The organism is Acinetobacter sp. YH12208 (assembly GCF_013418055.1).
Lineage (GTDB): Bacteria > Pseudomonadota > Gammaproteobacteria > Pseudomonadales > Moraxellaceae > Acinetobacter > Acinetobacter pseudolwoffii.
The window spans coordinates 1-13068 of the sequence record NZ_VPCT01000027.1; the positions used below are offsets into that span (position 1 = coordinate 1).

Below are 13068 nucleotides of genomic sequence, written 5' to 3' on the forward strand. Positions count from 1 at the left end.
GATCTGCTTGATCACTATAGGGTCTTCAATGCAGGCGATGACTTTCATGGCGCCGCCGCAGCCGCTGCAGGTCTCGATGTCGATATTGAAAACACGCTTGAGCCGTTGCGCCCATGTCATCGACGCTGGGGTCGTTTGCGGGAGAGGGCGAAATCCTACGCTAAGGCTTTGGCCAACGATATTCTCCGGTAAGATTGATGTGTTCCCAGGGGATAGGAGAAGTCGCTTGATATCTAGTATGACGTCTGTCGCACCTGCTTGATCGCGGCCGCGATAGCTAGATCGCGTTGCTCCTCTTCTCCATCCGCGTTCCAAGCTGCGGAAAGGCACCCATAAGCGTACGCCTGGTCGAGCAGGCGACGCGGATCGACGTCCAGCGCACGAGAGAATGCGTCCGCCATCTGTGCAATGCGTCTAGGATCGAGACAAAGGTCGTCTCTGTCAGCCGGATCGTAGAACATATTGGCGGCGCCAAAGCCCACTTCACCGACCAGACCGACGGGATCTATCACCAGCCAGCCGCGACTGGAGAACATGATGTTTTCATGATGCAGATCGCCATGTAGCCCACGCAGTTCCGAGGCATTGCTCATCATTTGATCGGCTATAATCGCCGCGTGGACGTAGTCAGTTTGACAACCTGCGTTTTGATCATCGCGCGCCCGCTGAAACAAAGCTGCAAAGCGATCCCGGATCGGGAGAAGGGCAGAAGGCAGGGGTTCCTCAGATGCGGCATACAGCTTCGCCATTAGTTCCGCTGCAATTTCGGTCGCCTGGTAGTCGCCGTGCTCGGCAACGATGTGAGAGAGCATTCGCTCCCCGGCATATTCGAGCAACATCAGATTGTTCTCACGACCGAGCAACCGGACTGCTCCCCTCCCATTGCGCCATACCAGATAGTCGGCCCCGCGCAGTTCATCAGCAATGTCTTCTATAGGTTTCAATCCCTTGACGATTGCAGGAGTCCCGTCTGGCAATGAAACTTTCCAAACGAGGCTGGAAAAGGTGTCCGCAATGAGAACAGGTTGCGAAACGTGCCAATGAGCAGGAAAAACAGGCGGCATGAACATCAACCCCAAGTCAGAGGGTCCAATCGCAGATAGAAGGCAAGGCGTTCGCGGTCGGGGGCTTCGATCCCCAATACATTGAATAGGACAGCGAAGGCGCGCTCTGCTTCATCTGGCGCTGCCCAGTTCTCTTCGGCGTTAGCAATCATGAGTGCCAAATCGGCATAGCGATCTGCTGTTCCGAGCCGCCCAAGGTCGATCAGACCCGTGCATTGAAGAGTTTTAGGGTCCACCATGAAGTTCGGCATGCAGGGATCACCATGGCAAACAACCATATCGGTGCGCTCTTGGTCGAGCCGCACCGGTAGCTCTCGTTCGACACGAGCCAAAAGATCGAGCTGCGGCGTACTCTTGTCCTCGTCCGGTAAGAAGTCGGGATTGACGGCATTGCGGGACACCACATCAACGGCGCGTCCGAACATTCGCGACAGCCTGCGCTCAAACGGACATTGATCAACCGATAGGCTGTGAACAGCGCCAAGTTGCTGCCCCATTGACGGCCACGCTTTGAGCAAATCCGCTCCAGACAGATCAGCCGCCGGTACTCCCGGAATTGCCGTTATCACCAAGCATGCACCCTCCTGTTCCTCCTGCCAGTTGATCACCTCGGGGCAAGCCACACCTCGACCTTTGAGCCAAATGAGGCGGTCACGCTCTCCAGCGAGCTCACCGCGGCGGGAAGCAGGTGCGATTTTCGCGAAGGCATGCCCGTCACCACGTCGAAAAACAAAATCACCAGATTCTCCGCCTCTGACAGGCAACCAGTCAGAATGCGATTCACCAAAAAAAATATTAGTTCGATTCAATGGAGGTTCCTTCAGTTTTCTGATGAAGCGCGGAGGTGAGAGGTGGTCCCACTTGTTTGAACAACTAAAAGCTTATTTATAAGTGATACTCTGCTCTAGTTAAGCTACCTTATTTTGTTGTGGTAGCTGGTCATAGTAAAACTCATCTGGAGTCATTTTGTCCAGACTCGAATGAGGTCGTTTCAAATTATAAAATTCAAAATATGCGTTTAATTGCTTCTTCGCATCCAAAACATTGCTGTAGGCTTTGAGATACACCTCTTCATATTTAACGCTCCGCCATAATCGTTCAACCATCACATTATCAACCCATCGACCTTTACCATCCATACTGATTTGAATGCCATTTGATTTCAATACATCAATAAATGTATCACTGGTAAACTGACTGCCTTGGTCTGTATTAAAGACTTCAGGTCGGCCATATTTTTCAATAGCTTCATTTAATGTTTCTATGCAAAATGTAACCTCCATACTAATCGATACTCTATGCGCAAGTACCTTGCGGCTATGCCAATCAATCACAGCACATAAATAAACAAAGCCTTTTGCCATAGGGATATACGTTATATCCGTAGACCACACTTGATTACTGCGCTGAATAGCCAATCCTTTGAGCAGATATGGATATTTACGGTGAGCTTGATTGGCCTGACTTAGATTTGGTTTACGATATAACGCATTAATGCCCATTTTCTTCATTAAAGTACGTGTATGACGTCGTCCTATATGATGTCCTTGACGATTCAATAAATCACGCATCATACGGCTACCTGCAAAAGGGTATTGCATATGTAACTCATCCATACAGCGCATCAGCTTCAGATCTGATTCACTCACAGGTTTTGGGCGATAGTAATAACAACCACGGGAGACTTTCAGCAGCTTAGCTTGCTTAGATACTGAAATCTGAAGTGAGTCATCGATTAACTTTTGTGGTTGAAGCGACCCAGTTTCTTCAACACACCTTCTAAAAAATCAATTTCTAATGCCTGCTCACCGATTTTTGCATGTAGTTTTTTTAGATCGATGGGTGGTTCTGTTGGAGCTTTTGATTGATCGAAAGCTTGCGAGGAAGCTGAAATCAGTTGATTTTTCCAGTCAATAATTTGGTTTTGATGAACATCAAATTCAGCACTCAATTCAGCAAGTGTTTTTTCTGCTTTAATCGCAGCAAGTGCTACCTTAGCTTTAAAGTCATTTGAATGATTTCTTCTTGGTCTACGTGTCATAAAATACTCCATATATTGATGTTTATAACATCATTTGGGGAGCAAAATATCACTTATAAGTGTTGTTCAAATTTCCTGATCCACCTCTGTGGCTCAACCTGCGAAAAGAAACGAGTTGCTACGTAAGTCCGAGAACATGCTTTCCATGGTCTCTGAGCTCGCCTTTGGGACCGACATATCGGTAGAGAGTGACGCGCTCGATGCCGAGTTCCTTGCAGAGATCGGAAACTGAAGTATCGCGCTGGGCCATGGCGGCTTGCGCGAGACGCACCTGAGCTTTGGTGAGCGCGAATTTTCGTCCGCCCTTGCGACCGCGCGCTCTCGCGGAGGCGAGACCCGCCATGGTGCGCTCTCGGATCAGATCCCGCTCGAACTCGGCCAAGGTGGCGAAGATTCCGAACACCATGCGACCGGACGCAGTCGTGGTGTCGATCTGAGCGCCCTTTCCAGTCAGAACCCGCAGGCCGATCTTGCGGTCTGACAGCTCCTTCACCGTGTTGACCAGATGGGCAAGCGATCGTCCGAGGCGATCGAGCTTCCAGACCACCAGCACATCGCCGTCACGCAATGACTTGAGGCAGGCAGTCAAGCCAGGGCGATCATCACGACCGCCGGAAGCAAGATCATCATAGATATTGTCCCGTTCGACACCTGCGGCGCGCAAGGCGTCGTGCTGCAGGTCGAGAGACTGCGAGCCATCGGCTTTGGAGACGCGGGCATATCCGATCAGCATGTATCACAAACGTTGGTTTGAGGCGGCGCTTCGGCCACGATTGCATTGACCTCTGGAAATGTATCTCAACCAGCTTCATAAACAAAGCGTCTTGAACGCTATCAGATTTTGAAAAAGGAACATGTATGCCGCGTCGCGTCACTCTAACCGATCGGCAGAAAGACGCGCTGTTGCGCTTGCCGACTTCACAGACGGATTTGCTCAAGCACTATACGCTGAGTGATGAAGACTTTGGGCATATCAGGCTGCGTCGGCGCGCTCACAACAGGTTCGGCTTCGCCCTGCAATTGTGTGTCCTGCGCTATCCCGGCCGGGTGCTGGCTCCAGGCGAACTGATCCCTGCAGAGGTCATCGAATTTATCGGAGCGCAGCTTGGCCTGGGTGCCGACGATCTCGTAGACTATGCTGCCCGCGAGGAAACACGGCACGAGCATCTTGCCGAGTTACGGGGGCTCTACGGCTTCCGCACCTTCTCCGGACGTGGTGCGAGCGAGCTGAAGGAATGGTTGTTCCGAGAAGCCGAGATGGCGGTGTCGAACGAGGATATCGCCCGTCGCTTCGTAGCCGAGTGCCGACGCACCCGCACTGTCCTTCCCGCGACATCCACGATCGAGCGGCTTTGTGCCGCGGCTCTCGTCGATGCCGAGCGACGCATCGAGACGAGGATCGCCAGTCGGCTGCCTATGTCGATCCGAGAACAGTTGCTGGCATTGCTCGAGGAGACGGCTGATGATCGGGTGACCCGTTTTGTGTGGCTGCGCCAGTTCGAGCCTGGCTCGAACTCTTCGTCGGCCAACCGGCTGCTCGACCGGCTCGAATATCTGCAACGCGTCGATCTCCCCGAGGATCTGCTTGCCGGCGTTCCTGCCCATCGGGTGACTCGTCTGCGCAGGCAGGGTGAACGGTATTATGCCGACGGCATGCGCGATCTCCCGGAGGACAGGCGGCTTGCGATCTTGGCTGTTTGCGTCTCGGAATGGCAGGCGATGTTGGCCGACGCAGTGGTCGAAACCCACGACCGGATCGTCGGCCGTCTCTACCGTGCTTCGGAGCGTATTTGCCATGCAAAGGTCGCAGACGAAGCGGGGGTGGTGCGTGACACCCTGAAATCCTTCGCCGAGATCGGGGGCGCCCTGGTCGATGCACAGGATGATGGCCAGCCGCTGGGCGATGTCATCGCGAGGGCACTGTTGCAAAGTTAGCGATGAGGCAGCCTTTTGTCTTATTCAAAGGCCTTACGTTTCAAAAACTCTGCTTACCAGGCGCATTTCGCCCAGGGGATCACCATAATAAAATGCTGAGGCCTGGCCTTTGCGTAGTGCACGCATCACCTCAATACCTTTGATGGTGGCGTAAGCCGTCTTCATGGATTTAAATCCCAGCGTGGCGCCGATTATCCGTTTCAGTTTGCCATGATCGCATTCAATCACGTTGTTCCGGTACTTAATCTGTCGGTGTTCAACGTCAGACGGGCACCGGCCTTCGCGTTTGAGCAGAGCAAGCGCGCGACCATAGGCGGGCGCTTTATCCGTGTTGATGAATCGCGGGATCTGCCACTTCTTCACGTTGTTGAGGATTTTACCCAGAAACCGGTATGCAGCTTTGCTGTTACGACGGGAGGAGAGATAAAAATCGACAGTGCGGCCCCGGCTGTCGACGGCCCGGTACAGATACGCCCAGCGGCCATTGACCTTCACGTAGGTTTCATCCATGTGCCACGGGCAAAGATCGGAAGGGTTACGCCAGTACCAGCGCAGCCGTTTTTCCATTTCAGGCGCATAACGCTGAACCCAGCGGTAAATCGTGGAGTGATCGACATTCACTCCGCGTTCAGCCAGCATCTCCTGCAGCTCACGGTAACTGATGCCGTATTTGCAGTACCAGCGTACGGCCCACAGAATGATGTCACGCTGAAAATGCCGGCCTTTGAATGGGTTCATGTGCAGCTCCATCAGCAAAAGGGGATGATAAGTTTATCACCACCGACTATTTGCAACAGTGCCGATAAAAATATATCATCATGAACAATAAAACTGTCTGCTTACATAAACAGTAATACAAGGGGTGTTATGAGCCATATTCAACGGGAAACGTCTTGCTCGAGGCCGCGATTAAATTCCAACCTGGATGCTGATTTATATGGGTATAGATGGGCTCGCGATAATGTCGGGCAATCAGGTGCGACAATCTATCGATTGTATGGGAAGCCCGATGCGCCAGAGTTGTTTCTGAAACATGGCAAAGGTAGCGTTGCCAATGATGTTACAGATGAGATGGTCAGACTAAACTGGCTGACGGCATTTATGCCTCTTCCGACCATCAAGCATTTTATCCGTACTCCTGATGATGCATGGTTACTCACCACTGCGATCCCCGGGAAAACAGCATTCCAGGTATTAGAAGAATATCCTGATTCAGGTGAAAATATTGTTGATGCGCTGGCAGCGTTCCTGCGCCGGTTGCATTCGATTCCTGTTTGTAATTGTCCTTTTAACAGCGATCGCGCATTTCGTCTCGCTCAGGCGCAATCACGAATGAATAACGGTTTGGTTGATGCGAGTGATTTTGATGACGAGCGTAATGGCTGGCCTGTTGAACAAGTCTGGAAAGAAATGCATAAGCTTTTGCCATTCTCACCGGATTCAGTCGTCACTCATGGTGATTTCTCACTTGATAACCTTATTTTTGACGAGGGGAAATTAATAGGTTGTATTGATGTTGGACGAGTCGGAATCGCAGACCGATACCAGGATCTTGCCATCCTATGGAACTGCCTCGGTGAGTTTTCTCCTTCATTACAGAAACGGCTTTTTCAAAAATATGGTATTGATAATCCTGATATGAATAAATTGCAGTTTCATTTGATGCTCGATGAGTTTTTCTAATCAGAATTGGTTAATTGGTTGTAACACTGGCAGAGCATTACGCTGACTTGACGGGACGGCGCTTCCCTACCCTCATGGCCGCCTCCCAGGAATCGACCCAGGTGCTTATCGTGGACATAATCCTTTACTCATAAATTTATCTTATTCCATTATTGTACCTGTCACGCAAAACTTGCAGAAAAGCCATAAACGCAGGAGAATCCTGTCGGCGGTGAGGATAATAAATATGGTAGCCGTCAAAATATGGACACCACTCGGTCAGAACAGCAATCAGCTTGCCGCTTTTGATATATCCATCTGCAACATACTCGGGAATATAGGCAATCCCCAGCCCGTCTAATGCTGCATCGAGCTGATGAATCGTGCTGTTCGCAATATATTGCCCTTTGACTTTCAGACTGAATTTCTGAGCATCTTTCTCGAATTCCCAGGCGTACAATCCACTCGTATCAGAATAGCGGACGTTAATGCAGTTGTGGTTCAAAAGATCCTGCGGCTTCCTGGGCTTAGCATAACGCTTAAAATGGCACTGTTGCAAAGTTAGCGATGAGGCAGCCTTTTGTCTTATTCAAAGGCCTTACATTTCAAAAACTCTGCTTACCAGGCGCATTTCGCCCAGGGGATCACCATAATAAAATGCTGAGGCCTGGCCTTTGCGTAGTGCACGCATCACCTCAATACCTTTGATGGTGGCGTAAGCCGTCTTCATGGATTTAAATCCCAGCGTGGCGCCGATTATCCGTTTCAGTTTGCCATGATCGCATTCAATCACGTTGTTCCGGTACTTAATCTGTCGGTGTTCAACGTCAGACGGGCACCGGCCTTCGCGTTTGAGCAGAGCAAGCGCGCGACCATAGGCGGGCGCTTTATCCGTGTTGATGAATCGCGGGATCTGCCACTTCTTCACGTTGTTGAGGATTTTACCCAGAAACCGGTATGCAGCTTTGCTGTTACGACGGGAGGAGAGATAAAAATCGACAGTGCGGCCCCGGCTGTCGACGGCCCGGTACAGATACGCCCAGCGGCCATTGACCTTCACGTAGGTTTCATCCATGTGCCACGGGCAAAGATCGGAAGGGTTACGCCAGTACCAGCGCAGCCGTTTTTCCATTTCAGGCGCATAACGCTGAACCCAGCGGTAAATCGTGGAGTGATCGACATTCACTCCGCGTTCAGCCAGCATCTCCTGCAGCTCACGGTAACTGATGCCGTATTTGCAGTACCAGCGTACGGCCCACAGAATGATGTCACGCTGAAAATGCCGGCCTTTGAATGGGTTCATGTGCAGCTCCATCAGCAAAAGGGGATGATAAGTTTATCACCACCGACTATTTGCAACAGTGCCGTTGATCGTGCTATGATCGACTGATGTCATCAGCGGTGGAGTGCAATGTCGTGCAATACGAATGGCGAAAAGCCGAGCTCATCGGTCAGCTTCTCAACCTTGGGGTTACCCCCGGCGGTGTGCTGCTGGTCCACAGCTCCTTCCGTAGCGTCCGGCCCCTCGAAGATGGGCCACTTGGACTGATCGAGGCCCTGCGTGCTGCGCTGGGTCCGGGAGGGACGCTCGTCATGCCCTCGTGGTCAGGTCTGGACGACGAGCCGTTCGATCCTGCCACGTCGCCCGTTACACCGGACCTTGGAGTTGTCTCTGACACATTCTGGCGCCTGCCAAATGTAAAGCGCAGCGCCCATCCATTTGCCTTTGCGGCAGCGGGGCCACAGGCAGAGCAGATCATCTCTGATCCATTGCCCCTGCCACCTCACTCGCCTGCAAGCCCGGTCGCCCGTGTCCATGAACTCGATGGGCAGGTACTTCTCCTCGGCGTGGGACACGATGCCAACACGACGCTGCATCTTGCCGAGTTGATGGCAAAGGTTCCCTATGGGGTGCCGAGACACTGCACCATTCTTCAGGATGGCAAGTTGGTACGCGTCGATTATCTCGAGAATGACCACTGCTGTGAGCGCTTTGCCTTGGCGGACAGGTGGCTCAAGGAGAAGAGCCTTCAGAAGGAAGGTCCAGTCGGTCATGCCTTTGCTCGGTTGATCCGCTCCCGCGACATTGTGGCGACAGCCCTGGGTCAACTGGGCCGAGATCCGTTGATCTTCCTGCATCCGCCAGAGGCGGGATGCGAAGAATGCGATGCCGCTCGCCAGTCGATTGGCTGAGCTCATGAGCGGAGAACGAGATGACGTTGGAGGGGCAAGGTCGCGCTGATTGCTGGGGCAACACGTGGAGCGGATCGGGGATTGTCTTTCTTCAGCTCGCTGATGATATGCTGACGCTCAATGCCGTTTGGCCTCCGACTAACGAAAATCCCGCATTTGGACGGCTGATCCGATTGGCACGGCGGACGGCGAATGGCGGAGCAGACGCTCGTCCGGGGGCAATGAGATATGAAAAAGCCTGAACTCACCGCGACGTCTGTCGAGAAGTTTCTGATCGAAAAGTTCGACAGCGTCTCCGACCTGATGCAGCTCTCGGAGGGCGAAGAATCTCGTGCTTTCAGCTTCGATGTAGGAGGGCGTGGATATGTCCTGCGGGTAAATAGCTGCGCCGATGGTTTCTACAAAGATCGTTATGTTTATCGGCACTTTGCATCGGCCGCGCTCCCGATTCCGGAAGTGCTTGACATTGGGGAATTCAGCGAGAGCCTGACCTATTGCATCTCCCGCCGTGCACAGGGTGTCACGTTGCAAGACCTGCCTGAAACCGAACTGCCCGCTGTTCTGCAGCCGGTCGCGGAGGCCATGGATGCGATCGCTGCGGCCGATCTTAGCCAGACGAGCGGGTTCGGCCCATTCGGACCGCAAGGAATCGGTCAATACACTACATGGCGTGATTTCATATGCGCGATTGCTGATCCCCATGTGTATCACTGGCAAACTGTGATGGACGACACCGTCAGTGCGTCCGTCGCGCAGGCTCTCGATGAGCTGATGCTTTGGGCCGAGGACTGCCCCGAAGTCCGGCACCTCGTGCACGCGGATTTCGGCTCCAACAATGTCCTGACGGACAATGGCCGCATAACAGCGGTCATTGACTGGAGCGAGGCGATGTTCGGGGATTCCCAATACGAGGTCGCCAACATCTTCTTCTGGAGGCCGTGGTTGGCTTGTATGGAGCAGCAGACGCGCTACTTCGAGCGGAGGCATCCGGAGCTTGCAGGATCGCCGCGGCTCCGGGCGTATATGCTCCGCATTGGTCTTGACCAACTCTATCAGAGCTTGGTTGACGGCAATTTCGATGATGCAGCTTGGGCGCAGGGTCGATGCGACGCAATCGTCCGATCCGGAGCCGGGACTGTCGGGCGTACACAAATCGCCCGCAGAAGCGCGGCCGTCTGGACCGATGGCTGTGTAGAAGTACTCGCCGATAGTGGAAACCGACGCCCCAGCACTCGTCCGAGGGCAAAGGAATAGAGTAGATGCCGACCGAACAAGAGCTGATTTCGAGAACGCCTCAGCCAGCAACTCGCGCGAGCCTAGCAAGGCAAATGCGAGAGAACGGCCTTACGCTTGGTGGCACAGTTCTCGTCCACAGTTCGCTAAGCTCGCTCGGCTGGGTCGCGGGAGGGCCGGTCGCAGTGATTCAGGCCCTTCTGGATTGTGTTGGTCCCCAGGGCACGATTGTCATGCCCACGCACTCGGGTGATCTGACTGATCCCGCAGATTGGAGATCGCCGCCCGTGCCTGCCGATTGGGTGCAGATCTTGCGCAACGAGATGCCGGCATACGATCCGCAAACCACACCAACTCGGAACATGGGTGCAGTGGCTGAATTGTTCCGGGCGTGTCGCAAACACTTTTGGAGGCAGCTATCACCCAGCCAAGGCCGGTATTTTCATGCTTTGTTAACCTTTTGCAGTCCGAAGAGGCGCGCAAGCAAATCATTCTGGTCATTGACGGTCCAGCCGCCTGAAAAGCCAAAGCCCTTCCGCAGCCACAGCATCGCCTCGAAACCCGCGATGGTTCGCCGCGCCGTGTTAAAGGATTGGAAACCGCCGATCTTCGGCATGTTCTTCTTCACCCGGAAATGGTCGCTCTCAATCCCCTGCTGGAGATGTTTGGTCACATAATGCACGGGATCGGGATGGAGAAGCCCATCATCAACCGACGTTTTGATCGTTGACGGGAAGGTGTTGGCCCCGTCCGTCCCAATCCTGTTCGGCGACAACAAGGGTTCATCTTTAAGCATCTTTCGGAAGAACCGCTTGGCAGCGTCGAGATCGCGCTTAGCGGTCAGCAGGAAATCCACCGGATTGCCATGCTTATCGATGGCTCGGTACAGATAGCGCCATTTGCCGCGGATCTTGACATAGGTCTCATCAATCCGGACCGAGCCGCAATGGGGTCGACGAAACTGCCGCAGCCGTTTCTCGATGACAGGTGCATAAGCCAATACCCAGCGGTTGATCGTGCTATGATCGACCTCGAAGCCCCGCTCGCGAAACATCTCTTCCAAGTCACGATAGCTGAGCGGGTAGCGCAAGTACCAGGCAACCGCCTGTACAATCAGCCAGGCCTCGAAATGCCTGCCCTTGAAATCATCCTTCGACTGGCGCTTCAGCTTTTCGGCAATGGTATTCAAAATCATCGGCTCGCTCCGCAATATCAGGAGCGGCAACTTCTCTCCCCATGGTCAACATCGAGTTAACCTGAAGAATTTGCGACAAGGCCATGCGTTCCGCTCCGGAGATGTCTGGCTTACTAGGTCCCGGCGCTATGGCGATCTGAAACACGCACTCGTTCCGGCACAATCCATCGCGGAAGGCGGTCGTCTCGCTGTGCCATTGCGGCCGGAGGAATGGCTGGCAGACCGGCAAGCTCGCCTCGACATGCGGTTGCGCGAGCTTGGCCGTGCCGCTCGCGCAGGCACGATCCCGGGCGGGTCGATTGAAAACGGCGTTCTGCATATCGAGAAACTCGAAGCCGCCGCGCCGACAGGCGCCGAAGATCTGGTGCTCGATCTCTACAAGCAGATCCCGCCCACGCGCATCACCGATCTCCTGCTGGAGGTGGATGCGGCGACCGGCTTCACCGAAGCGTTCACCCATCTGCGCACAGGAGCACCCTGCGCTGACCGGATCGGGCTAATGAACGTTATCTTGGCGGAAGGGATCAACCTCGGCTTGCGCAAAATGGCGGATGCGACAAACACCCACACCTTCTGGGAATTGATCCGCATTGGACGGTGGCATGTCGAGGGCGAAGCCTATGACCGGGCGCTGGCCATGGTGGTCGAGGCACAGGCAGCGTTACCCATGGCCCGGTTCTGGGGCATGGGCACGTCGGCTTCGAGCGACGGACAGTTCTTCGTCGCTACAGAGCAAGGTGAGGCCATGAACCTGGTCAACGCGAAATATGGCAATACCCCGGGCCTGAAAGCCTATAGCCACGTCTCCGACCAATATGCGCCGTTCGCAACCCAGGTGATTCCTGCAACGGCAAGCGAAGCGCCTTACATCCTCGATGGCCTGCTGATGAACGATGCTGGACGCCATATCCGCGAGCAGTTCACCGACACGGGCGGCTTCACCGATCACGTCTTTGCCGCATGTGCCATTCTCGGCTACCGGTTCGCTCCGCGCATCCGCGACCTGCCATCCAAACGGCTCTACGCGTTCAATCCGTCGGCCGCCCCGGCGCACCTGCGAGCGTTGATCGGCGGAAAGGTCAACCAAGCCATGATCGAGCGCAATTGGCCCGACATCCTGCGCATCGCCGCCACCATTGCTGCCGGGACCGTCGCGCCAAGCCAGATTCTGCGGAAACTCGCCTCCTATCCGCGGCAGAACGAGCTCGCGACAGCCCTGCGGGAAGTCGGTCGCGTCGAGCGCACCCTGTTCATGATCGACTGGATTCTGGATGCCGAACTCCAACGGCGTGCCCAGATCGGGCTCAACAAAGGCGAAGCTCATCATGCGCTGAAGCGGGCAATCAGCTTCCACCGCCGCGGTGAAATCCGCGACCGTTCCGCCGAAGGCCAGCATTACCGCATCGCCGGCATGAATCTGCTCGCCGCCATCATCATCTTCTGGAACACCATGAAGCTCGGCGAGGTCGTTGCAAACCAGAAACGCGATGGAAAGCTGCTATCGCCCGATCTCTTGGCCCATGTTTCGCCGCTCGGATGGGAACACATCAATCTCACCGGAGAATATCGCTGGCCAAAGCCTTAGCGTAGGATTCCGCCCCCTCCCGCAAACGACCCTATCAAGGATCTGCTTGATCACTATAGGGTCTTCAATGCAGGCGATGACTTTCATGGCGCCGCCGCAGCCGCTGCAGGTCTCGATGTCGATATTGAAAACACGCTTGAGCCGTTGCGCCCATGTCATC

At 54.2% G+C, this 13068-nt stretch carries 11 protein-coding genes and 3 pseudogenes; 6 read left to right on the forward strand and 8 right to left on the reverse strand.

Features of this window, described 5'->3' with window-relative positions:
- Positions 1–233: 233 nt before the first annotated feature.
- From FTU95_RS14165 to FTU95_RS14180, 4 genes are all read right to left on the reverse strand, one after another.
- Entirely contained in the window at positions 234–1070 is an 837-nt protein-coding gene (locus FTU95_RS14165; RefSeq protein ID WP_000480968.1) for an aminoglycoside O-phosphotransferase APH(6)-Id, read from the reverse strand.
- Complete coding sequence (gene aph(3'')-Ib, locus FTU95_RS14170; RefSeq protein WP_001082319.1) at positions 1070–1873, reverse strand: aminoglycoside O-phosphotransferase APH(3'')-Ib; 804 nt, start codon at positions 1871–1873, stop codon at positions 1070–1072. The genes FTU95_RS14165 and aph(3'')-Ib overlap by 1 nt, the downstream gene beginning before the upstream one ends.
- Before the next feature lie 99 nt (positions 1874–1972).
- Positions 1973–3117 (reverse strand): IS3 family transposase gene (locus FTU95_RS14175; protein ID WP_373688077.1). Its coding sequence is split into 2 segments (ribosomal slippage): positions 1973–2853 and positions 2853–3117, totalling 1146 coding nucleotides; the frame shifts between segments, so codons are not numbered across the junction.
- Between the two features lie 106 nt (positions 3118–3223).
- Positions 3224–3838, reverse strand: coding sequence for a recombinase family protein (locus FTU95_RS14180; RefSeq protein WP_000904906.1), 615 nt, complete (start codon positions 3836–3838; stop codon positions 3224–3226).
- A 125-nt stretch (positions 3839–3963) separates the two neighbouring features.
- On the opposite strand from FTU95_RS14180, the pseudogene FTU95_RS14185 reads away from it, so the two are divergent.
- Positions 3964–5019: pseudogene (locus FTU95_RS14185) on the forward strand (DUF4158 domain-containing protein); the annotation flags it as partial.
- Positions 5020–5073: 54 nt separating this feature from the next.
- On the opposite strand, the gene FTU95_RS14190 reads toward FTU95_RS14185, so the two are convergent.
- The gene (locus FTU95_RS14190) at positions 5074–5778 is read right to left on the reverse strand and encodes an IS6-like element IS26 family transposase (RefSeq protein WP_001067856.1); all 705 of its coding nucleotides are present in this window, start codon (positions 5776–5778) and stop codon (positions 5074–5076) included.
- Positions 5779–5907: 129 nt separating this feature from the next.
- On the opposite strand from FTU95_RS14190, the gene FTU95_RS14195 reads away from it, so the two are divergent.
- Entirely contained in the window at positions 5908–6723 is an 816-nt protein-coding gene (locus FTU95_RS14195) for an APH(3')-I family aminoglycoside O-phosphotransferase (protein ID WP_000018323.1), read from the forward strand.
- 136 nt (positions 6724–6859) lie between these two features.
- On the opposite strand, the gene FTU95_RS14200 is transcribed toward FTU95_RS14195, so the two are convergent.
- Positions 6860–7261 carry a LysR substrate-binding domain-containing protein gene (locus FTU95_RS14200; protein WP_001183556.1) on the reverse strand — a complete coding sequence of 134 codons (402 nt, stop codon included), beginning with the start codon at positions 7259–7261 and terminating at the stop codon, positions 6860–6862.
- Between the two features lie 39 nt (positions 7262–7300).
- Positions 7301–8005, reverse strand: coding sequence for an IS6-like element IS26 family transposase (locus FTU95_RS14205; protein WP_001067855.1), 705 nt, complete (start codon positions 8003–8005; stop codon positions 7301–7303).
- Positions 8006–8118: 113 nt separating this feature from the next.
- Between FTU95_RS14205 and aac(3)-IVa the strand changes: the two genes are divergently transcribed.
- From aac(3)-IVa to FTU95_RS15200, 3 genes and pseudogenes are all read left to right on the forward strand, one after another.
- Positions 8119–8895 (forward strand): aminoglycoside N-acetyltransferase AAC(3)-IVa, encoded by a 777-nt coding sequence (aac(3)-IVa, locus tag FTU95_RS14210; RefSeq protein WP_001199192.1) that lies wholly within the window; start codon positions 8119–8121, stop codon positions 8893–8895.
- Positions 8896–9123: 228 nt separating this feature from the next.
- A complete protein-coding gene (aph(4)-Ia, locus tag FTU95_RS14215) occupies positions 9124–10149 on the forward strand; it encodes an aminoglycoside O-phosphotransferase APH(4)-Ia (protein WP_000742814.1) in 1026 nt (341 codons plus the stop codon).
- A 74-nt stretch (positions 10150–10223) separates the two neighbouring features.
- Positions 10224–10508 (forward strand): annotated as a pseudogene (locus FTU95_RS15200) (AAC(3) family N-acetyltransferase); the annotation flags it as partial.
- Between the two features lie 62 nt (positions 10509–10570).
- Here the strand turns inward: FTU95_RS15200 and FTU95_RS14225 are convergent.
- Positions 10571–11323 carry an IS6 family transposase gene (locus tag FTU95_RS14225; RefSeq protein WP_000602738.1) on the reverse strand — a complete coding sequence of 251 codons (753 nt, stop codon included), beginning with the start codon at positions 11321–11323 and terminating at the stop codon, positions 10571–10573.
- An 85-nt stretch (positions 11324–11408) separates the two neighbouring features.
- On the opposite strand from FTU95_RS14225, the pseudogene FTU95_RS14230 reads away from it, so the two are divergent.
- A pseudogene (locus FTU95_RS14230) lies at positions 11409–12908 on the forward strand (Tn3 family transposase); the annotation flags it as partial.
- Positions 12909–13068 lie beyond the last annotated feature (160 nt).

Bases quoted from the DNA above. Each gene is read 5' to 3' on its own strand.
- FTU95_RS14165 (WP_000480968.1), bottom strand. From the start codon at position 1,070: ATGTTCATGCCGCCTGTTTTTCCTGCTCATTGGCACGTTTCGCAACCT.
- FTU95_RS14180 (WP_000904906.1), bottom strand. From the start codon at position 3,838: ATGCTGATCGGATATGCCCGCGTCTCCAAAGCCGATGGCTCGCAGTCT.
- FTU95_RS14190 (WP_001067856.1), bottom strand. From the start codon at position 5,778: ATGAACCCATTCAAAGGCCGGCATTTTCAGCGTGACATCATTCTGTGG.
- FTU95_RS14195 (WP_000018323.1), top strand. From the start codon at position 5,908: ATGAGCCATATTCAACGGGAAACGTCTTGCTCGAGGCCGCGATTAAAT.
- FTU95_RS14205 (WP_001067855.1), bottom strand. From the start codon at position 8,005: ATGAACCCATTCAAAGGCCGGCATTTTCAGCGTGACATCATTCTGTGG.
- FTU95_RS14225 (WP_000602738.1), bottom strand. From the start codon at position 11,323: ATGATTTTGAATACCATTGCCGAAAAGCTGAAGCGCCAGTCGAAGGAT.